The following is a 20,828-nucleotide window of genomic DNA, read 5'->3' as shown; positions in this document are numbered from 1 at the left end:
CCGGATACGCGAAAGTGCTGGTCGCCCCCCGCCCGGGCGGCGGCCTGACCTGGGCACGCGCCTGCCTGGACACCCGGCACGGCCGCATCGAGGTCTCGTGGCGGCTCCCGCTGACGGTCGAGGTGACCCTGCCCCCGGGGGTGACCGGAGTGCTCTCGCTCGACGGCCGGCCGGAGATCGAGCTCGCCCCCGGCACCCACACCTACGGAGGCCCGTCATGACGAGGCAGTCCGGCCGCACGCCCGAGTAGCTCACGCTTCCAGCCCCCGCGGCGGTCACCGCACTGATTCCCCCTGCTGCGGCACTTCGACGCCGGGCGCCGGAAGACCGCGACCGCGGAGCGTGGATCGCCGCCACCATACGCGGGATTGCGTACGGCCGGGCACGCCCGCGCGGGGACGACGGCGGGCCCGCCGGGCGGCAGCATCGGGCGAATGGGATGGGTGAAGCGCGCGGGCCTGGTGTTGATCGCGTCCGGGCTGGTGCATCTGGTGCTGCTGGTGGCCGGCGACGGGCCGTGGACCGGGCCGGTGTCGTGGCGCAAGCCGGCCACGTTCGGGGTGTCGTTCGGCCTCACGCTGCTGATCGTCGCGTGGCTCGTGCCGGCACTACCGCTGCCCGAGCGGTGGCGACGGGTGCTGCTCGGGGTCTTCGCGGTGGACTGCTACGTCGAGGTGGGCGGCGTGACCCTCCAGGCGTGGCGGCACGTGCCGTCGCATCTCAACCGGGAGACGGCTTTCGACTCGGGCGTGTCCACGGTGCTGGCGGCGGGCGGGTTCGTGCTCGTCGTGGTGCTCGGAGTCATGTGCGTGGCGGCGTGGCGGGCGCGGGTGCCGCCCAGCATGCGGCTGGCGTTGCGGGCCGGGTTCGGGTCGCTCGCGATCGGGTTGCTCTCCGGGGCGGCCATGGTGGCCCGCGGGGCGGCCGCCGTGGCCCAGGGCGAGCAGCTGAGGGCGTACGCCGTCATCGGTTTCCTGAAGCCCCTGCACGGCGTGAGCCTGCACGGGGTCCTCGTGCTCCCGGGCCTCGCCTGGCTGCTGTCCCGCACGTCGTGGCCGGAGTCGCGGCGGACCCGAGTCGTCGCCGCGGCGGCCGCCGGGTACGCCGTCGCGATCGGCATTGCGGCAGTATCAGGCTCATGAGGCGTCATCCGCTGGTCGTCCTGGGCGTGGTGGCGCTGGTCACCGGGGGCTACCTGCTCGCCGGGCAGGCGTACGGCCCGATCCTGCTCGTCTTCATGCTCGCCGTCTACCACGCCGCGCGCCACGCCACGGGCCCGGCCCTGTGGTGGTCCCTTGCCGCGTCCCTCGTGCTGATCCTCGCGCATGTCGCCGTGACCGACCGGCCGCTCGGGTGGCTGGGCATCGTGCCCGCGTCGGCGTGGGTGGTCGTGCCCGCCGCCGCCGGCTACGCCCTGCGCCTGCGCCACGCCGCCGCCGAGCAGGCCCGGGCCGAGGCGATCCGGCAACGGGTCGGCGACGAGCGGCTGCGCGTGGCGCGGGAGGTGCACGACATCGTCGGGCACGGGCTCGCCGCGATCAAGATGCAGGCCGACATCGCCTTGCATGTCGGCGCCCGGCGGCCCGCTCAGGCGCGCGAGGCACTGGAGGCGATCAGCCGCACCAGCGGGCAGGCGCTCGACGAGCTGCGCGCGACGCTGGCGTCCGTACGCGAAGGTGACCGCTCCCCCACGCCGGGCCTGGACGGCCTGGAGCCGTTGCGGCGACGGCTGGGCGACGCCGGGATCGAGATCAGCGTCCGGGTCGACGGGCAGGCCGATCCGGGCATGCCGGCCGCCGTCGATCTCGCGGGCTACCGCGTCGTGCAGGAGTCGCTGACCAATGCCCTGCGGCACGGCACCGGCGGCCGGGCCGACGTCACGGTGCGCCACGAGCCGGGACACGTCGCCATCACCGTCGTCAACCCCTTCCCCGGCACGGCCCCCGGGAGCGGCACCGGGATTCCCGGGATGCGCGCCCGGGTCGAGGCGCTGGGCGGGGAGTTCCGGGCCGGGCCGGCCGCCGGGTCGTTCGAGGTCCACGCCCGGCTGCCCACGGGGAGCGCCGCATGATCACCGTGCTCGTGGCGGACGACCAGCAGCTCGTCCGCATCGGCCTGCGCACTCTGCTCGACACCGAGGACGACGTCGCCTGGGCCGGCGAGGCGGCCGACGGGCTGACCGCGGTCGCGGAGGCCGCCCGCACCCGGCCCGACGTGGTGCTCATGGACATCCGCATGCCCGGCATCGACGGCATCGAGGCGACCCGCCGCATCACCGCGGATCCGGCGCTGGCGGCGACCCGGGTGATCGTGCTGACGACGTTCGACCACGACCAGTACGTGTTCGACGCCCTCCGCCACGGCGCCAGCGGCTTCCTGCTCAAGGACACCACGCCGGCCGACCTGCTGCGCGCGATCCGCACCGTGGCCGACGGCGGGGCGCTGATGTCGCCGACGGTCACGCGCACGCTGGTCCGCGAGTTCGTGGCGCTCTCGCCCCGGGCCCGCACACCGCATCCGGAGCTGCGCAGGCTGACCGCCCGGGAGCGCGAGGTGCTGCTCCTCGCGGCCGAGGGGCTGGCCAACGACGAGATCGGGGCGCGGCTGGGGATCAGCCCGGACACCGCGCGTACGCACATCGGCCGCACCATGCTCAAGCTCAGCGCCCGGGACCGGGCTCAGCTCGTGGTGTTCGCGTACCAGTCGGGTCTGCTGGACTGAAGCCCTCCCACAACGGCAGGCGGAAGGTCGCGTACGTGAACTTGCCGCTGATCCTGCCCGCCGCGTCGAAGTGGAAGACGTCCAGCCCGTGCCACTGCACGTGGCCGCCGTGGCGCAGCCGGGCGAACAGTCGCAGCGGCGCGCTCGCCCGTCTCCCATGGCCGCCGCTCAGGTCCAGCTTGCACGCCCACCGGATGGTCGCCTTGCGGCGCGTCTCGTCGATCACCGTGTCGTAGACGTCGAAGACCATCGCGCCGAAGCGACCGGCGAACTGCGGGGCGAACTCCTTGCGGATCGCGTCGAGGCCGTGCAGCTCGGGGCCGTGGCCGGGCAGGTAGCGCGCGGCCGGCCTGCCCGCCACGCGCGGGGAGAGTTGACCCTCGACCTCGTCGAGGGTCCATCCTGGAACGCATGCCGGACGACGACATCATGACGGCGGTCGCCACCGCCCTCGCGCAGGGCCAGGCGGGCAACCGCGCGGGCGCCAGGACCGCGCTGCGGGAGCTGTGGGACCGCCCGGACGCGGACGCGTTGCACCGCTGCACGATCGCGCACTGCCTCGCCGATCTCCAGGAGTCGGTCGCCGACGAGCTGGCGTGGGACCAGCGGGCCCTGGCCGCGGCGGACGCCCTCACCGACGAGCGCGCGCAGCGGCAGGACGCCCGCTGGACAGTCCAGGCGCTGCTGCCCTCCCTGCACATCAACATCGCCGACGCCTACCGCCGCTCGGGTCGCTTCGCCGAGGCCCGGCCCCACCTGACGGACGCGGTCGCCGCCACCGGCGCGCTTCCCGACGACGAGTACGGAGCCACGATCCTCCTGGGCATCGACAAGGTCCGCGCCGCCCTCGACGCGGGGTCCACCGCGCCGCTGCAGCCCTGAGCCGGGTCGCGGGGGCGGGCGGCGGCCCGGCTACGCTCGGGTTGTGATCCGGGCCGTGATTGTCGACGTCGACGACACCCTGTGCCTCACCGAGGCGGCCTCGTTCGATCTGGAGAACGAGGTGCTCGCCCGGATGGGCCGGCCGCCGATGTCCCGCGCGGTGCACCTGGCCACGTGGGGCGAGATCCTGCTCGACGCCATGCCGCACCGCTCCCCGGGCCTGGACCTCGACCGGTTCGCGGCGCTGTTCCCCGCCGCGCACCAGGCCTACCTGGCCGCCGGCCGGCTCGACGTCATCCCGCCGGAGAACCTGCGGGCGCTCGACGCCCTCGTGGCGGCGGGCCGGACCGTCCTGCTCCTCACGTCCCGCGCCGAGGCCGAGGTCGAGCACCTGCTGGTCCCGGACCACGCCCTCGCCGGCCGGGTGACCGGCGCCTACCACCAGGGCAACACCTCGTTCCGCAAGCCCGACCCGCGCGCCTTCGACGAGCTGCTCGCCGAGACCGGCTTCCGCCCCGGCGACTGCGTCTACGTCGGCGACTCGCCGGGCGACGCGGTGGCGGCCGCGGGGGCGGGCATCCGCTTCATCGCCTGCCTGCAGAGCGGCGTGCGCCGGCTCGAGGACTTCGACGCCCGCCACGTCACCGCGGTGATCGAGACGTTCGCGGAGCTCGCCACCGCGGTCGACGCCCTCGACAACGACTGAGTTCGCCCGCCCGCCCGCGCCTGTGCCTGCGCCTGCGCTCGGGCAAGGCGCCTTTGGGCGCAGGCGAAGCAGGCAACGGCTCGGGACGCGGGCGAAGCGGGCGGCGATTTCGGACGTAACCCAGGCGCGCGGCGGCCTCAGGCGCAGGCCAGGCGCGCGGCGGCCCAGTCGGCGTGGTCGTTGCCGTTGCCGTCGCCCGCGTCGGTGACCTGCAGGCGCAGCGTGCGGGCGCCCGTCACGTCGACGTCGAACCGGTGCGCGAGGCCGGTCCCGCGCAGCGTGGGCGACACCGCCGTCCGGACGCCGTCGAGCCAGACCTCGAAGACCACCGAACCGCCGCTGCCGGTCTCGTCGTCGACGCCGGCATCCGCCCGGAACCGGTTGCAGGCGCCGTCGAGCACAACGTCCACTGTCGACAGGGCATGGACGCCGAGGCCCTTCGGATACTCCACGCCCGCGATCGTGAGCGTGTCGCCGTCGCCGGATGCCTGTTCGCCGTTGCTGCGGTCCTTCTCGACCGGCCCCCATCCGTTGGCCACCGCGGTGAACGGCTTGGCGCTGAGCCAGGCGTAACCCGGCAGCAACGGCGTCTGCACCACGGCCGTCGCCGTCGTCGACGTGGGGAACGTGCCTCCGGCGTCCACTGTGGCGGTCAGCCGATGCGTGCCGATGTCGGTGCCCGGCGGTGCCGTGACCGTGAAAGCCGCGCTCTCCGTGCCGCTCACGGCGCCGAGGTCGGCCACGGCGGGCGCAACCGTCCAGCCGTCCGGCGCGGCCAGCCGCACGGAGACGTCGCTCAGACCCGCGGCGCAGCGCGAACTGACGTCGACTCGAACCGGTTCCGGTGTTCCCGGAACGGCGGTGCCATCGGTCGTGACGGTCACGCCGGGCGGGCACGGCGCCGGGACGTCCGAGTCCGGCACGCCGCCGGCCCGGGCCTCCGCGGCGGTCAGCGGGCGCAGGACGAGCTCGTGCCGGTACGTCTCCGCCGGCGAGAGGCGGAAGGGGGCGAGGACCGAGTTCGGCGTCTCGCCCATGCCCGTCTCCCCCGCCTCGGCGTGCAGCGTGACCCAGCCGCGGTTGCGGACCAGGCCGAGCTGGTGGTCGTACTCGGCGCGGTCGAGGTCGTCCCAGGCGGTGACGCTGACGTCGCTCATGCCGCCGACGAGCAGCCCGGCGCGGCCGTCGGTCAGGGCCGCCCAGCGCGCGTCGTGGTGGTTGCCGTACGCCTGCGGCCGCGAGTACCGCACGTACTCCTCGCCGACCGTGCTGCGATAGACGCCAATCGGGGCCCCGCTGTGCCGGTCGTTGTAGTTCTCCTGCGGTCCCCGGCCGTACCAGGCGAATCGCTGCATCCGATCGGGCAGCTGCAGCGACACCCCCACCCGCGGCAGGTACGGCAGAACCGCCGCGCGCGCATCCGGATCCACCTCGTGCGTCAGCGTGATCGTGCCCCGCTTGTCGATGCGGTAGGTCATGATCTGCGCGAACGACACCCCCTTGCCGGCGACCGTGCTCCTCGCCTCGACGACCACGGCGTTGCCGTCGGTGCGGCTCGTCACGCCGGTGACCGTGGTGGTGAGGTCGTCGAGGCCCAGGTCGTGCCAGATGCGGCGGTCGTCGGTGCCCCAGTCGTAGGTCTCGTTGCTCGTCGGCGGCCGGTAGACGTCCAGCACCGGCCCGCCGTGCAGCAGCTCGCGCCCGCCGGCCCGCATCGACGCGAGCGTCCCGTTGTCGAAACGGTAGCTGAAACCGGTTCCCGACACTGTCAGTACGTTCCCGTCCGCCACCAGCCTCGGCGCGCCGGGCACGGGAACAGGCAGGATGCCGGGAACAGCCCGGCCACCCGCCGCGAACTGGTCGTAGCCGAGGACCCAGTCGCCCTCGGCGGCTGACACGTTCAGGAACCGTTCCCGGTCGTCCGGGTTCGCGGGCAAGGGGCCGGTGTCGAGCTCGTACGTGGCCCCGGGCGCCAGGCGCACGTGCCGGCTGCCGCTGCGCAACGTCCGGCTCTGCTCCTTCAGCGACCACCGCAGCACCACGTCGAGCGTGCCGGCCTGCTGCTCGTTGAACGCCCGCACCTTCGTGCCGTCGCGGGTGAACCGGATCGGCGCCTGCGCCCACGCCATCTCGGCGGTCTCCGGCTGCACGGAGCGATCCGAGCCGACCAGGCCGTCCGTGCCGGACAGGCTGATCCCGAGGCTCAGGAAGTCGCCGCGGCGCGAGAAGCTGTCGAAGTTCAGCGCCAGCACGGCGTCGCCGGCGGGATCTCGGGCCAGCTCGGCGGCGGACAGGGCCCGCGCGTAGACACGGGCGTCGTCGATCAGGCCGCGGCCCGTCCGGATGCTCCACAGGTCGTTGTCCTGCTGCGTCTCCGCGTTGCGGCCGAGGTTGACCTCGAACAGCCCCGGATCCACGGCTCCGGTCCGCGGCGTGGCCGCCACCTCCGCGCCGTCGATCAGCAGCCGCAGCGCCGAGCCGTCGTAGGTTCCGGTGACCCGGTGCCAGGATCCGCCGTACCAGCTCTCCGGCACCTCGACGGCGGCCGTGGCGTCACCGATGCGGAATTCCAGGGTGTTCTCGTCGCGCATCTGGAGGGCGTACGCCTGGCCCTTGGTGAGGATCGGGAAGCTGCCGGCCCACTGCCCCGGCCGGACCCACGCGTCGAGCGTCAGCGGCCCGGTCAGATCCAGCCGCCGGTCCCGGAAGACGTCGACGAAGTCGTCCAAGCTGGACAGACCGACGGCCTGCCCGCGCCGCCCCGGCACGGGCGACGGCTTGCCCACGAGGAAGGTCTGGATCCCGTTGGCCGAGTCCGGGGTGAGGATCAGCGGCTGGCGGAGGTTCTGCTCGGCCCAGTCCCAGATGAAGCCGCCCTGCAGCGACGGGTATCGGCGGGCCAGGGCCCAGAACTGGTCGAAGTTGCCGAGGCCGTTGCCCATCGCGTGGGCGTACTCGCCCATGACGACCGGCTTGGTGCTGCTCCGCACGCGGCTCTCCAGCCGGGCCGGCGTCGGATAGCGCGGGCCGTCGACGTCGGCGAAGGGCGCGTCGCCGTCGGGGTTGTTCGACTGGTGGTAGAGCAGCCGCGTCGGCTCGTTCGCGTCGGCCCACGCGGCCATCGCGTAGTGCGCGGCGCCGAGCCCGGCCTCGTTGCCGGTGTCCCAGAAGATGACGCTGGGGTGGTTCTTGTCCCGCGCGACCATGGCCTGGAAGCGGTCCGCGAAGGCGGCCTGCCACTCCGGACGGTCGGCGAGGCAGTTCGCCGGGCACGTCTCGTGGCTGTGCGTCTCGATGTCGACCTCGTCGTCGACCCACAGGCCCTCGCGGTCGGCCAGGTCGTAGAGGTAGGGGTCGCTCGGGTAGTGCGACGTCCGGACGGCGTTGATGTGCAACCGCTTCATCAGCGCCACGTCGTCGCGCTGCGCCTGCCGGGTCACGTGGCGGCCGGTGTCAGGATCCGTCTCGGCGCGGTTGGTGCCCTTGATGAGGATGCGTCTGCCGTTGACGAGGATCTGCCGGTCGCGCACCTCGACCTCGCGGAAGCCGACCGGCTGCGCGGTCGTGTGCAGCGCCTTGCCCCGCGCGTCCAGCAGTTGCAGGACGAGCGTGTAGAGGTGGGGCTCCTCGGCGGACCACTTGGCCGGATCCTTGATCAGCGCGGAGAGATCCGACGCGCCGGACATGGTCGCCACGGTGCGGCCCTCGGGGTCCAGAAGCGTCCCCCTGACACCGGTTCCCCCTTGTTTCCGCACGGCCACACGCAGGGTCGCGTCCCGGTACGAGGCGTCCAGATCCGTGGTGATGTAAGCGTCCTGCAGCCGGGCCTGAGAGGTGCGGTAGAGCCACACGTCCCGGAAGATGCCCGAGTAGCGCCACTGGTCGACGTCCTCGAGATAGGCGCCGCTGCCCCACCGGTGCACCTGCACGGCGATCGTGTTGCGGCCGGGGCGCAGCCGCTCGGTCACGTCGAACTCCGCCGGGGTGTAGCCGCCCTGGTCGTACCCCGTGTAGGCGCCGTTGACCCAGACGAGGTAGTTGCTGGTCACGCCCTCGAAACGGAGGAACACCCGGCCGCCGGCCCAGCTCGCGGGCAGGTCGAAGGTCTTCACGTACGCCCCGGTGGGGTTGACGTCGCGCGGCACCTTCGGCGGGTCGTCCGGGGCGATGTCCGACGGGATGTTGCGGAACATCGGATGGTCGATGAAGTCGGACTGCCACGTGTGCGGCACCCGCACGGCGGGCCAGCCGGCCGTCGCCGCACCACCGGCCCGGAAGGCGGCGGGCACGTCGTCGGGGCGGTCGAACAGCTTCAGCTGCCAGGACCCGTCGAGGCTGCGCGTGTACGGATTCGGCAGGTCGTGGCGGGTCACGTCCGCGGCGGCGCTGCGGGCGTCGGGATAGGGGCGCAGGTCGGCGTGCGGCTCCTCCTGCCCCTCCCCCGTCAGCTCCGGATCCTCCAGGTAGCGGTAGACGTCCGCCACCGTCTGCGGCCCGCCGGCCCCAGGTGCGGGCGCAGCCGCGGGCACCTGCCCGGGCAGGGCGAGAACAAGGGCAAGCGCAGCACTCGAGATCCACGACACCGGGGACTCCTTCGTTCGCTTCCATCGAACACAATCAATGAAGGCGGCGGAAGTCAAGCGAACCGGAACAGCCTCGGCGGCAGCACGAGCCTGCTCAGCCCCACCCGGAACCGGGCGTCCTGCGGCGCCACGAACGCCAGCTCCTCGAAGCCGTGCCGGTCGAAGACATCCCGGACCCCCTGGCTGGGATCCACGTCGCCGGCGCCGCGCCCCCGGGTCCAGATCACGTGCCCGCCGGGCATCAGCAACGCGGGCAGCGCGGCGACGGTCGTCTCCACGTCGGCGGCACTGATGTTCCCGAACACCCCGCAGGCCAGCACCACGTGCGCCGGCGCGAGGCCGCGATAGCTCTCCGCCAGCCCGGCGTCCGCCGTGCGCACCTCGACGCCGGGCCCCGCCGCCGCCCGGGCCCGGCCGCTCAGCTCGGGATCCAGCTCGACCAGGACCGCACGCACCCGCCCGCCACGCGGATGCGACGCGAGCACCGGCAGCACGTCGCGCCCGTCGCCCGCGCACATGCTGATCAGCCGCACCTCGCCGTCCGACGCCGCCGAGTCCAGCACGCGCCGCAGGAACCGCTGCACCACGACCCGCCGCCGCGACAGCGAGGAGTCCGGGTCGGCGTACTCGTCGTGCCAGCGCACCCAGTCCGTCATCGCACCTCAGACCGGCGGTCGCGCGGCGGAGCGGCGGGCCGGACGGAGGAGGAGGTACGCGAGGGCGGCGGCGACGATCAGCAGGGCGGGGACGAGCCAGATCCACACGTCGTCGTACCAGTGGTAGACCATCGGTTCCGGTGCCGCCCCGGCCTCGGGCGCGGCGGCCAGCAGCTCCGGCTTCGGCTGGTCGGCCGGGGGCTGCCAGCCCGCCGGCGCCGCGGTCGCCGCACCGGTGTACGAGAAGCTCATCTCGCCCTTGACCAGGTCCCCGTCCGACGCGACGGTGTGGTAGCGGACGACGTACGTGCCGGGGGCCGGCCAGTGCGCCACCATGATCCGCACCGGGAAGCCGGTGCGGTACTCCATCGGCTGCCAGACGCCGTTGACCTCCTGGAACTCGCGGGCCGGCGGGGACAGCGGCACCGGTTGCGCGTGCGACCAGCCGTTGTCGACGCGGGCGCCGTCCGGGGCGGTGACGGTGAAGTACGCGTACGGCGCGGGCTTCTCGGTGAACGTCAGCGACACCGCGTCCACGGGCTGAGCCGAGGCGCTGCCCTGCGGCGGCGACGTGCCGACGAGACCGCCGTGGGCCGAGGCGGGCAGGGGCAGCAGCAGCGCCCCCGCGAGCGACCCGGCGAAGAGGACCATGAGCAAGCGCCGCATCGACGAAGGGTAACGCCGCGGCACCCGCGGCGGAATAGGACCCGTTCGATATGGCGGGGCCGAGATCACCCACAGCTCATTCATAGACATCGATGCTTGGCTGCGACCTTCACCGAACGCCACAAGCGGGAAGGAACGCTCATGCCACACGATCAGGACAATGCGGCGTACGTGCGCCGGGTCCACGACAAGGGACTGGCCTTCGATCTGGGCACCATGTCCCGGCGCCGCATGCTCACCGTGCTCGGCGGAACCGGCCTGGCCCTCGCCGGCAGCACCCTCTTAGGCCGGACCGCGGAGGCGCGGACGACCGCCGCCGCGTGCCTCGAGGAGGTCGAGTCGGAGACGGCGGGCCCCTACCCGGCCGACGGCTCGAACGGTCCCGACGTGCGCACCCTGGACGGTGTCGTGCGACGCGACATCCGCTCGTCGTTCGGGACGTCGGACACCGTCGCGGGTGGCGTACCCCTGGAATTCTCGCTCGTGGTGCAGGACCTGGCGTGTGCTCCCCTGGCCGGCGCCGCGGTCTACGCGTGGCACTGCGACCGGGAGGGCCGCTACTCGCTCTACTCCAGCGGCGTCACCGACGAGAACTACCTGCGCGGCATCCAGGTCACCGACGCGACCGGGCTGGTGACCTTCACCAGCATCTTCCCCGCGTGTTACTCGGGGCGGTGGCCGCACATCCACTTCGAGGTGTACTCGTCGCTGGCGGACGCCACCACCGGCGCCGGGCCGATCCGCAAGACGTCGCAGATCGCGCTGCCCGAGGACGTCTCGGACACCGTCTACGAGCAGGCCGACGGGTACGAGCAGAGCGTCGTCAACATGAGCCGCATCTCGCTCGCCACCGACATGGTCTTCCGCGACGACCTGGCCGCCCGGGAGATGGCCACGGTGACCGGTGACGTCGCGAGCGGCTACGTCGCCACGCTGACCATCACCGTGGACCCGGCCGGCGAGGAGACCGGCGGCGGTGGCCCCGGTGGCCCGCCGCCGCCTCCCGCGAACTGAGTTCCCCTCGCCTCCCGTTTCCAATACACTCGTATTGGAAACGGGAGGCGATCATGGGTGGCAAGGCGGCGGGACTGGCGCGGCTGGTCGAGCTCGGGGAGCGCGTACCGGAGTACTTCTGCGTGGCTCCGGACGACGGCCCGGCGGCGATCCTCGAGGGGTGGGCACGGCTCGGCCGGCCCGCGGTGGCGGTGCGGTCCAGCGCCACGGCCGAGGACCTGCCGGACGCCGCGTTCGCCGGGCAGTACGAGACGGTCCTCGACGTGTCCGGACCCGAGGCGCTGCTGGCCGCGGTCGAGACGTGCCGGGCCTCGCTGCACAGTGCGCGGGCGGTGGCGTACCGGGAGGCCCGGGGTCTGCCTGCGGGCCGGATGACCGTCGTCGTGCAGCGCATGGTGGACGCCGTCGCCCACGGGGTGATCTTCACCGCGGACCCGGTCACGGGCTGCCGCACCGCGATGCGCATCGAGCCGGCGACCCCGCTGCCCGGGCTGACCAAGATCGGAGCCCGGGTCCAGGCCGCGTTCGGCGGCCCGCAGGACATCGAGTGGGCGGCCGACCGCGACGGCGTCGTGTGGCTGTTGCAGGCGCGGCCCATCACGACGCTGTTCCCGGCGCCGCCGGCGACCCCCGAGCCACGCGTGTACGTCGAGTTCGGCCACGTGCAGGGCATGCTGCAGCCGGTGACGCCGCTCGGGACGTCCACGCTGCGCGCCCTGATCGCCGGCATGCTGGCGCCGCTCGGGCTGCGGGCGGAGATCGTGGACATCGGCGGGCGGCTCTACGGCGACCTGACCGACCTGGCCCGGCATCCCGCCGCGCGCCGCCGGCTGGTGGATCTGCTGGCGGTCGACTTCGGCCCGCGGGCCCAGGCGGCGATGCGGCACGTGCTCGCCGATCCGCGCTTCGCGCCCCGGCCCGACGCCCCGAAGCGGCCGCCCTTCCGGATGCCCCGGGGTGCTCTCACCGGCATCGTGCGCGCCCTGGCCCGCCCGCGGAAGGCGCGCGCCCGGGCCCGGGACGCGGTCGAGCGGATCCGGGTCGCGTCCCGGCCGCCCACGGGCGCGCTGTCCGCCGCCCAGCGCCTGGCGTGGATCCACCGCACCGGCGACGGGCCGGCCGGCGACCTGATCTGGCCGATCGCGGCGGGGATGCTGGCGTCCGCGCTGCCGGGCAAGCTCGCGCGCGGCACGATCACGGCCGCGGGGATCCACGCCACGCTCGCCGGGATGCCGCACAACGTCACCATCGAGATGGACCTCGCCCTGTGGCGGCTCGCGGCCGGCGCCGGCGAGCACCGCGAGCTGCTGCGGGACACCGAGCCACGCGAGCTGGCCGAGCGCTACGCGCGCGGGACGCTGCCGGACATCGGGATGGCGGGCTTTCTCGACGCGTACGGTCACCGGGGTCCCGCCGAGGTCGATCTGGGTGTCCCCCGGTGGTCGGAGGATCCCGCGCCGGTGTTCGCGGCCCTGGCCAACTACCTCCGGGTCACCGACCCGGCGCAGGCCCCTGATCTCCGCTTCGCCCGGGCGGCCGCCGCGGCCGAGCAGGCCCTGCGGGGCGTCAAGGGGCCGAGCCGGTTCCTGCTGCGGCGGGCACGGGAGCTGGCCGGGCTGCGCGAGTCGGGCAAGTTCGCGGGGCTCTACCGGCTGCGGGCGATGCGCGAGCAGTACCTGCTCATCGGCGCCGACCTGGCCGCCCGGCACCTGCTCGACGAGCCGGGCGACATCGTCTTCCTGACCCCGGACGAGGTCCGCAGCGCGGTGCACGAGCGGGCCGATCACCGGGCCACGGCCGCCGCCCGCGCGCGGGTGCACCGGCGGGAGCTGCGGCGCCGGCACGTGCCGGTCGTGCTGCTGTCCGACGGTACGGACGTCGAGGCGACCCTCCGCCCCTCGGCTCCCCAGGGCACACTGGCCGGGGTGGGCGCCTCCGCCGGGCGGGCGACCGGTCCCGCCCGGGTCGTCACGGATCCCGCCACGGCCCGGATCGAGCCCGGCGAGGTGCTGGTCGTGTCCACCACCGACCCCGGCTGGACCCCGCTGTTCCTCACCGCCGCGGCGCTCGTCACCGAGACCGGCGCGGTCATGGCGCACGGCCCGACGGTGGCCCGCGAGTACGGCATCCCCGCCGTCATCTGCGTCCCGGACGCCACCCGTCGCATCGCCACGGGCGAGGTCGTCACGGTCGACGGCTCGGCCGGCACGGTGCGCCCGGGCGAAACGTTACGCGGTCGTCTCTGGTGATCTTCCGTAGGCCGTTCTACTCTCGAAGAGAAACGTTTCGCGGGAGGAGGCGGCGTGTCGTCGTACAAGGACATCCAGCGCCTGACCGGCCTGTCGCTGGCCACGATCTCGAAGTACTTCAACGGCCGCACGGTGCTCGACGAGAACAGGCGGGCGATCGAGGAGGCCGCCGAGCAGCTCGGCTTCCGGCCCAACACGGTCGCGAGCAACCTGCGGTCGGGGCGGTCGCGGACGGTGGGCGTCCTCCTGCCCGCCCTGACCAACGACTTCCACCTGACGATCATCGCGGGCGTCGAGAAGGCGCTGCACGCCGCCGGGATGAGCGTGCTCGTGGCCGCCAGCCCCGGGCCCGGCGACGCGGTCGGCCTGCTGAGGAGCCGGATGGTCGACGGCATCATCACGGTCCCGCCGCCGCACGACGTCCCGGCGCTCGCCCGGGCCGCCGCCGACATCCCCGTCGTCCAGGTCGACTGGCGGGCCGACGGCCTGGCCACCGATGGCGTGTTCCTGGACAACCGAGGCGCCGGGGCCCTCGCGGCGCGCCTGCTGATCGACCACGGCCACCGCCGCGTGGGGCTCGTCGGCGGGACGCCCGACGTCTCCACCCACCGCGAGCGGTCGGCCGGCTTCCGCGCGGAGCTCACCGTCAACGGCATCGAGCCCGACGAGGCGTTGCTGACCGCCGGGGCCTGGACGGTCGCCGGCGGCCAGGAGTCGATGCGCCGCATCCTGGCCGCCCGCGACCGGCCGACCGCGGTCTTCTGCGCCAGCCACGAGCTCACGCTCGGGGCGCTGATCGCCCTCAACGACTCCGGGCTGCGGCTGGGCCGGGACGTCTCCTTCGTCGGCTTCGACGCGCGCGAGCTGGCCCTGGCCACGCTGCCCCGGCTGAGCATCGTCGCACAGCCCACCCACGAGATCGCCGCCCGCGCCGCCGAGCGGCTGCTGGCCCGGCTCGCCGACCCGGGAGCCGACCCCGGCCCGGTGCTGGTCACCGTCGAGCCGGCCTTCGTGCCCGGCGCCTCCGTGGCCCGCCTCGACGACTGAAAGCGGACTTGCTGTGACTACCCTGCTGGCGCCGGCCCCTGTGCGGCCGGCTCATTCCCCCCGGGCGGCCCTGACCGCCCTTGCCCTCGGCGCGTTCGGCATCGGCATCGCCGAGTTCGCCGTCACCGGACTGCTGCCGTCCATCGCCGCCGGCTACGGCACGAGCGAGGCGAGCGTCGGCACCGCCATCTCCCTGTACGCCCTCGGTGTCGTCATCGGCGCCCCGCTCATCACGATCGCCGGCTCCCGGGTGTCGCGGCAGCGGCTGCTGCTCGGGACGGTGGCTCTCTTCGCCCTCGGCAACGGCGCCGCGGTCGTGGCCCCGGGGATCGTCGCCTTCGACGCGGCCCGGTTCGTCGCCGGCCTGCCGCACGGCGCTTATCTGGCGCTGGCGGCGGCGACCGCGGCGTCGCTCGTCGAGCGGGAACGGCGCGGCCGGGCGACCGCGTACGTGGCGATGGGCCAGACGATCGCGAGCATTCTTGGCGTACCGCTGGCAATCGGCATCGGCCAGGCAGTGAGCTGGCGGGCCGCGCTCGCGCTGGCCGTGGCGGTGTTCGTGCTGGCTTTCGGGGCCATTCTGCGGCACGTGCCGCGCCGGCCCGAGCCCGCTGCCGCCGGACCGCGGTCCACCCTGCGGGCGCTGCGCAGTCCCGTGCTGTGGTCGGGATTCGCGATCACCGCGACGGCATTCGCCGGGATCTACTGCGTGTTCAGCTACATCGCGCCGATCACCACCGGCACGGCGGGGCTGGCCGCCGGGGCGATCCCGTTCGTGCTGATGGCCTTCGGCGTGGGGCTGACGCTGGGCGCGGTGCTCGGCGGGTGGCTCGCCGACTGGGACGCCGTCCGGACCGTGCCCCTGGCCTGCCTGGCCGGGGCCGCGGTGCTCGCGGGCTTCGCCGTGGTGATGAGCGAGCCGTGGTCGCCCTTCGCCGGCGCCTTCGGGCTGGGCCTGGTGCTGCAACTGCTGCTGCCGTCGCTGCAGCTCCGGCTCATGGACGCCGCCCCCGCGGTCCCGGCCGTCGCCGCGGCGGTCAACCAGGCGGCCATCAGCCTCGCCAACGTGCTCGGCACGGCCACCGGCGGCGCGCTCACGGCGGCCGGGCTGGGCCACGCGTCGCACGGCTGGACCGCTGCGGGTGTGGCCCTCGCGGCCGCCGCGCTCGCTTACGTCCTGCGGCCGCGTGTGCGAGGCTTGAATTCATGATCAACGAGCTGCTCGCCGATCCCCGGCCCGGCCGTGGCGCCCTCGCGCCGCGCGCACACCTGCACTCGGACGCGCCGCGCCAGTCGCTCGACGGCACCTGGCAGGTCCGGCGGCATCCCACGCCGCGGCACGTGCCGGACGACGGCTGGCAGCAGCCCGGCGCCGGGCTGACCGCCGCGGACTGGTCGCCGGTCGAGGTGCCCGGCCACCTGCCGCTGCAGGGGCACGGCTCCCCGATCTACGCCAACACCGACTTCCCGTTCCCGCTCGACCCGCCGTACCCGCCGGACGACAACCCGGTCGCCGACCACCGCACTGAGTTCGAGGCCGCCGCCGAGGTGCTCGCCCATCCGGCGGTGCTGCGCTTCGAGGGCGTCGACGGCGCGGCCACGGTCTGGCTCAACGGCACCGAGCTGGGCACCCTGCGCGGCAGCCGGCTGACCCACGAGTTCGACGTCACCGGCGTCCTGCGGGCGGGCCCGAACGTGCTGGCGGTCCAGCTGGCGCAGTGGTCGGCGCACAGCTATCTCGAGGACCAGGACATGTGGTGGATGCCCGGCATCTTCCGCGGCGTGACCCTGCTCGCCCGGCCCGAGGGCGGCGTCCGCGACGTCTTCGTGCACGCGGGCTTCTCCGCCGGCGCGGGCACCCTGCGCGTCGACGCCGACCCGGCCGGGGCCACCGTGAGCGTGCCCGAGCTCGGGCTGCACGACGCCGCCACGGGGGTGGACCATCACCTGCCGTCCGTCGAGCCCTGGAGCGCCGAGACCCCTCGCCTGTACGCCGCCCAGGTGCGCACCGCCACCGAGACCGTGGACCTGCGCATCGGCTTCCGGACCGTGCACGTGGAGGACGCCACCCTCCGGCTCAACGGCGCTCCCCTGCTGCTCCGCGGCGTGAACAGGCACGAGCACGACCCGCGCCGCGGCCGGGCGGTGGACCTGGCGACCGCGCGCGCCGAGCTGCTCCTCATGAAACAGCACAACATCAACGCCGTACGCACGTCGCACTACCCGCCGCACGCCGGCTTCCCGGACCTGGCCGACGAGCTCGGCTTCTACCTGGTCCTGGAGAACGACCTGGAGACCCACGGCTTCGTCGTGCGGGACTGGAAGGGCAACCCGTCCGACGACCCGGCGTACCGCGAGGCCGTCGAGGACCGGATGCGCCGCACGGTCGAGCGGGACAAGAATCATCCCAGCGTCCTCATCTGGTCGCTGGGCAACGAGGCCGGGACCGGCGCCAACCTCGACACGGCCGCGATCTGGACCAAGGACCGCGACCCGGACCGCCTGGTGCACTACGAGGGCGACCGCCGCTCGCGGCACGTCGACCTCTACTCCCGCATGTACGCACTCACCGACGAGGTGCGCGCCATCGGCGCCTTCGAGGACACCGACGGCGACGAGCACCGGCGCACCCTGCCGTTCGTGCTCTGCGAGTACGCCCACGCGATGGGCAACGGGCCCGGCGGCCTCACCGAGTACCAGGAGCTGTTCCACAGCTATCCGCGGCTGGCGGGCGGCTTCATCTGGGAGTGGGTCGAACACGCCCTCGACGGCGGCACCACCGCGGACGGGCGCCGGATCCAGCTCTACGGCGGCGACTTCGGCGAGCGGGTGCACGACGGCAGCTTCGTGGTCGACGGCCTGGTCCACGCGGACAAGACGCCCGGCCCGGCGCTGGCCGACCTGGCCCGCGTCTTCGCGCCGGTGTCGCTCACGCTGGCCCCGGACCTGTCCACCCTGACAGTGACCAACCGCTACCACGCCCTCGACCTGTCCCACCTCGAGGCGGTGGTCATCGTGGACGGTGTCACCACGCCCCTCGAGCTGCCCCCGGTGCCGGCGGGCGCGACCGCCGAGGTCCCGCTCGATCTGCCGGTCCCCGCGGCTGACACCCGGCCCGTGGTGACTGTCTCGCTGCGCCGCCGCGCGGCCGGGGACGGCTGCCCCGCCGGTCACGAGGTCGCCTGGGTGCAGCACCTCGGCGAGCTGCCGGCGCCGCCCGCTGCCTCCGCTTCCTCCGCTTCCTCCGTGGCGAGCCCGGAACCGGCCGGGGACGGCCTGCTGCGCCTCGGCCCCGCGTTGTTCGACACGCGCACCGGGATGCCCGTCCAGCTGGGCGATCTGCCGCTGCACGACGTCGCGGTCAGCCTGTGGCGCGCGCCCACCGAGAACGACCGCGGCACCGGCTGGGACGAGCGGCACCTTCCCCCGATGGCCGTACGCTGGGCCGATGCCCGGCTCTCCGACCTGCGGACGCGGCTGATCGACATCACCACCGACGGCGGGTCCCTGGTGGTGCGGACCCGCAGCGGCCCGCCGGTCATCGGCGCCGGCGTGGACGTGACCTGGCGCTGGACGGCCGGCCCGTCCGCGCTGACGCTCGATCTCACGCTGACGCCCTCCGGCGAGTGGCCGTGCGACTGGGCGCGCGCCGGCGTCGACCTGCGGCTGGATCAACCGGCCACCGAGGTGCACTGGGCGGGCTGGGGACCCGGGCCGCAGTATCCGGACACCGGCCAGGGCGCACGCTACGGCCGGTTCACCGCGGACCGCGACACCTTCGCCGAGCGCACGGTCCGGCCGCAGGAGCACGGTGCCCGCCGGGTCGACCTGGCGGCCATCCGGCTGGCCGACAAGCGATCACTGGTGGTGCACGGCGACGCGATGCCCCTGACGGTCCGCCCGTGGAGCCGTGCCGTGGTGGCCGCGACCGCGCACGACCACGAGCTGCCGGCGGCCACCGAGACGTGGGTGTCCCTCGACGCGGCGTCCAGCGGGGTCGGCACCGCGTCGTGCGGGCAGGGCGTGCTCCCGCAGTACCGGCTCGCCCCCTCCCCGCAACGGCTACGCGTCACCCTGGAGGCCCGCGCGTAATCGCTTTGCTCAACCGTACGCCCGTACGGTTGGATAGCTGTATGCCCCTGCTACCCGAACCGGGACCCATCCGGACGCTCGCCACGGCCACGCTCGTCAACACCATCGGGGGCGGGCTGTGGATGGCGTCGAGCGCCCTGTTCCTGACCCGGTCGGTGGGGCTGACGGTCGGGCAGACCGGCCTGGCGCTGACCCTTGTCGGGCTGGTCAGCCTGGTCGTCAGCACCCCGGCCGGCTACCTGGCGGACCGGCTCGGCCCCCGCGGCGTCGCGATCGGGGGCCTGGCCGGGCTGGGGCTCTGCGAGCTGGGGCTGGTCGAGGTCCGGTCGATGGCCGGCTTCCTGCTCGTCGCGGCGCCGATGGCGGTCCTCGACGCGGCCCAGCGCAGCGCCCGGGGCGCCATGATCGCCGGGGCGGTGCCGCCGGAGCGGCGCGTCCACACGAGGGCGTACCTGCGCTCGGTCACCAACGTCGGCATCACCGTCGGCGTCGCGATCGCGGGCGTCGGACTCGCCGTGGACACCCGGGCGGCGTACCTGTCGCTGATCATCGGCGACGCGGCGACGTACCTGCTGGCGGCCGCGGTGCTCACCCGGCTCGCGGCGGTCGCGCCGGTGCCGCGTACGGCCTCCGGGCCCCGCATGATCGCCCTGCGCGACCGCCCGTTCCTCGTCTTCGTCGCCCTGGACGGCCTGCTCGCGACCAACTTCACCCTCACCGAGGTCGTCCTGCCCCTGTGGATCGCCGAGCGCACCGACGCGCCCCGCTGGATGATCTCGGTGCTGTTCGCGGTGAACACGGTCGCCGTCGTGCTCTTCCAGGTCCGCGCCGCCCGGGGCACCGACACCCTCACCGGCGGCGCCCGCGCCTCCCGCCGCGCCGGATTCGCCCTGCTCGCGGCGTGCGCGCTGCTGTCCCTCACCGCCGGCACCAGCCACCTGGCCACCATCGCCCTGCTGGTGGCGGCCGCGATGGTCCACGTCGCCGGCGAACTGTGGTACTCGTCGGGCGGCTGGGGCCTGTCGTTCGCCCTGGCCCCGGACCACGCCCACGGGCAGTATCAGGGCGCCTACTCGATGGGCCACCAGTTCGGCCAGATGATCGGCCCGGCGGCGATCACGCTGCTGGTGGTGAACTGGGGCATGCCGGGCTGGCTGGTGCTGGGCGCCCTCTTCGCCGCGGCCGGCAGCCTCGTCCCCCCGGTGATCCGCTGGGCCGCCGCGACCCGCACCGGCTCGCCCGCGCCGACCGGCGCCTGACGCGTGACCTCGTCGGCTAGCGTGGCGGCCGTGACCTTCGGTACGGACGCCGTCATCACGTGGATCGATGCCCGGCAGGAGAACCCGCCGGACGGACGGCTGGTGCTGGCCGCCGTCACGGGTCGTTATCCGTCCGGCGAGGAGCCGGGGGAAGACTTCTGGCTGGTGATCGCGGCGCATTTCCGGTCGTCCTCCCCGGTGGAGGGCACCGACCGGGTCGTCCGGGACCGCTACTGGGACTCCGACGGGGTGATCCGCAAGGTGTACGGGTCCGCGCCCGGCGAACCGCTGGAGGAGGTCACCCACTGGGCCGCCCTGCCGTCTCTGCCCGGCCAGGCCGCCGCCATGCTCTTCGGCGCGCCGGTCCCGCCCGCCGTGACCGCCGCGATGGGCTGACCGAAACCGCCGTGACCGCCGCGATGGGTTGACCACGGCTCCGGTCCCGCCCGCGATGACCGCCGCGACGACGTCACGTGAAGCGCGGTTTGCCCCGCTCACTGAACCGGGTAAGAATGCCGCTCGTGCTCATCGCCCTGCTGCTGGATCTCGCGAACATCGTCGGCGGTTTCCTGCTGGCCGTCGCCCTGCTGCGCCGGTTGCCGCGGGTCGGCGACGATCTCGCCCGCGGGGCCGCGAAGGTGGCGCCGCTGGGCTGGGTGGTCGGCGTCGTCGCCCTGGTCACCGGCGGCTACTACCTGTTGGCCCACCTCTTCTCGGGTCAGGGCCTGTTCATCTTCGAGATCGTCGGGATCGGCGTCGGGCTGGCGCTGCTGTGGGACCGGCTGACCGGCCGGGGCAGGCGCCCGCAGAGCGAGTCCGGCACGACGGGCACGGGCCTGCTGCTCGCGATCTTCGGCCTGCTCGCGATCGTCGTCGGGATCCAGGGGCTGTTCACCCCCGACGGATGAGAGCCGGGCGCGTGAGCGCCGGGCGCGTGAGCGCCGGGCGCGTGA

Annotated in this window: 18 protein-coding genes; 14 read left to right on the top strand and 4 right to left on the bottom strand. The window is 74.1% G+C overall.

Annotated features, from left to right (window positions below; genetic code table 11):
* From RBH18_RS34950 to RBH18_RS34935, 4 genes are all read left to right on the top strand, one after another.
* A partial coding sequence (locus tag RBH18_RS34950) for an alpha-L-rhamnosidase C-terminal domain-containing protein (protein WP_306214767.1) occupies positions 1–221 on the top strand: 221 nt, incomplete at its 5' end.
* Positions 222–434: 213 nt separating this feature from the next.
* On the top strand, positions 435–1,142 hold the full coding sequence (locus RBH18_RS34945) for a hypothetical protein (protein ID WP_306214766.1): 708 nt from the start codon (positions 435–437) through the stop codon (positions 1,140–1,142).
* Complete coding sequence (locus RBH18_RS34940; RefSeq protein WP_306214765.1) at positions 1,139–2,071, top strand: sensor histidine kinase; 933 nt, start codon at positions 1,139–1,141, stop codon at positions 2,069–2,071. Before RBH18_RS34945 ends, RBH18_RS34940 begins: the two co-directional genes overlap by 4 nt.
* Positions 2,068–2,721 carry a response regulator transcription factor gene (locus tag RBH18_RS34935; RefSeq protein WP_306214764.1) on the top strand — a complete coding sequence of 218 codons (654 nt, stop codon included), beginning with the start codon at positions 2,068–2,070 and terminating at the stop codon, positions 2,719–2,721. Before RBH18_RS34940 ends, RBH18_RS34935 begins: the two co-directional genes overlap by 4 nt.
* On the opposite strand, the gene RBH18_RS34930 is transcribed toward RBH18_RS34935, so the two are convergent.
* Positions 2,660–3,082 carry a nuclear transport factor 2 family protein gene (locus RBH18_RS34930; protein WP_306214763.1) on the bottom strand — a complete coding sequence of 141 codons (423 nt, stop codon included), beginning with the start codon at positions 3,080–3,082 and terminating at the stop codon, positions 2,660–2,662. The genes RBH18_RS34935 and RBH18_RS34930 overlap by 62 nt on opposite strands.
* A 50-nt stretch (positions 3,083–3,132) precedes the next feature.
* On the opposite strand from RBH18_RS34930, the gene RBH18_RS34925 reads away from it, so the two are divergent.
* Both RBH18_RS34925 and RBH18_RS34920 read left to right on the top strand, forming a co-directional pair.
* Positions 3,133–3,603 (top strand): hypothetical protein, encoded by a 471-nt coding sequence (locus tag RBH18_RS34925; RefSeq protein ID WP_306214762.1) that lies wholly within the window; start codon positions 3,133–3,135, stop codon positions 3,601–3,603.
* A gap of 43 nt (positions 3,604–3,646) precedes the next feature.
* Positions 3,647–4,309 carry an HAD family hydrolase gene (locus RBH18_RS34920; protein ID WP_306214761.1) on the top strand — a complete coding sequence of 221 codons (663 nt, stop codon included), beginning with the start codon at positions 3,647–3,649 and terminating at the stop codon, positions 4,307–4,309.
* A gap of 137 nt (positions 4,310–4,446) precedes the next feature.
* Here the strand turns inward: RBH18_RS34920 and RBH18_RS34915 are convergent, their stop codons facing one another.
* From RBH18_RS34915 to RBH18_RS34905, 3 genes are read right to left on the bottom strand one after another with little or no spacing between them, the layout of a single operon-like run.
* Positions 4,447–8,892: a glycoside hydrolase family 2 TIM barrel-domain containing protein gene (locus RBH18_RS34915; protein ID WP_306214760.1), complete on the bottom strand. Its 4,446-nt coding sequence runs from the start codon at positions 8,890–8,892 to the stop codon at positions 4,447–4,449.
* 53 nt (positions 8,893–8,945) lie between these two features.
* A complete protein-coding gene (locus RBH18_RS34910; protein ID WP_306214759.1) occupies positions 8,946–9,548 on the bottom strand; it encodes a class I SAM-dependent methyltransferase in 603 nt (200 codons plus the stop codon).
* Positions 9,549–9,554: 6 nt separating this feature from the next.
* On the bottom strand, positions 9,555–10,214 hold the full coding sequence (locus RBH18_RS34905; protein WP_306214758.1) for a copper resistance CopC family protein: 660 nt from the start codon (positions 10,212–10,214) through the stop codon (positions 9,555–9,557).
* 141 nt (positions 10,215–10,355) lie between these two features.
* Here RBH18_RS34905 and RBH18_RS34900 point away from each other — a divergent pair, with 141 nt between their 5' ends.
* The 8 genes from RBH18_RS34900 to RBH18_RS34865 all read left to right on the top strand — a co-directional run bounded on the left by RBH18_RS34900 (position 10,356) and on the right by RBH18_RS34865 (position 20,783).
* On the top strand, positions 10,356–11,228 hold the full coding sequence (locus RBH18_RS34900) for a dioxygenase family protein (RefSeq protein ID WP_306214757.1): 873 nt from the start codon (positions 10,356–10,358) through the stop codon (positions 11,226–11,228).
* A 53-nt stretch (positions 11,229–11,281) separates the two neighbouring features.
* On the top strand, positions 11,282–13,477 hold the full coding sequence (locus RBH18_RS34895; RefSeq protein WP_306214756.1) for a PEP/pyruvate-binding domain-containing protein: 2,196 nt from the start codon (positions 11,282–11,284) through the stop codon (positions 13,475–13,477).
* Between the two features lie 54 nt (positions 13,478–13,531).
* Positions 13,532–14,524 (top strand): LacI family DNA-binding transcriptional regulator, encoded by a 993-nt coding sequence (locus tag RBH18_RS34890; RefSeq protein ID WP_306214755.1) that lies wholly within the window; start codon positions 13,532–13,534, stop codon positions 14,522–14,524.
* Positions 14,525–14,537: 13 nt separating this feature from the next.
* Positions 14,538–15,734, top strand: a complete 1,197-nt coding sequence (locus RBH18_RS34885; protein ID WP_306214754.1) for an MFS transporter — start codon at positions 14,538–14,540, stop codon at positions 15,732–15,734.
* Positions 15,731–18,616, top strand: a complete 2,886-nt coding sequence (locus RBH18_RS34880; RefSeq protein ID WP_306214753.1) for a glycoside hydrolase family 2 TIM barrel-domain containing protein — start codon at positions 15,731–15,733, stop codon at positions 18,614–18,616. The genes RBH18_RS34885 and RBH18_RS34880 overlap by 4 nt, the downstream gene beginning before the upstream one ends.
* A 41-nt stretch (positions 18,617–18,657) precedes the next feature.
* Positions 18,658–19,875 (top strand): MFS transporter, encoded by a 1,218-nt coding sequence (locus RBH18_RS34875; protein WP_306214752.1) that lies wholly within the window; start codon positions 18,658–18,660, stop codon positions 19,873–19,875.
* A 30-nt stretch (positions 19,876–19,905) separates the two neighbouring features.
* Positions 19,906–20,271 carry an AQJ64_40280 family protein gene (locus RBH18_RS34870; protein ID WP_306214751.1) on the top strand — a complete coding sequence of 122 codons (366 nt, stop codon included), beginning with the start codon at positions 19,906–19,908 and terminating at the stop codon, positions 20,269–20,271.
* 125 nt (positions 20,272–20,396) lie between these two features.
* Positions 20,397–20,783 (top strand): hypothetical protein, encoded by a 387-nt coding sequence (locus RBH18_RS34865; protein ID WP_306214750.1) that lies wholly within the window; start codon positions 20,397–20,399, stop codon positions 20,781–20,783.
* The last annotated feature ends 45 nt before the right edge of the window (positions 20,784–20,828 follow it).

Origin of the sequence: Actinoplanes oryzae (genome assembly GCF_030757795.1) — a bacterium.
Taxonomy (GTDB): Bacteria; Actinomycetota; Actinomycetes; order Mycobacteriales; family Micromonosporaceae; genus Actinoplanes.
The sequence above is the reverse complement of the archived record's forward strand: the minus strand, read 5'-3'. Positions and strand labels throughout refer to the sequence as shown.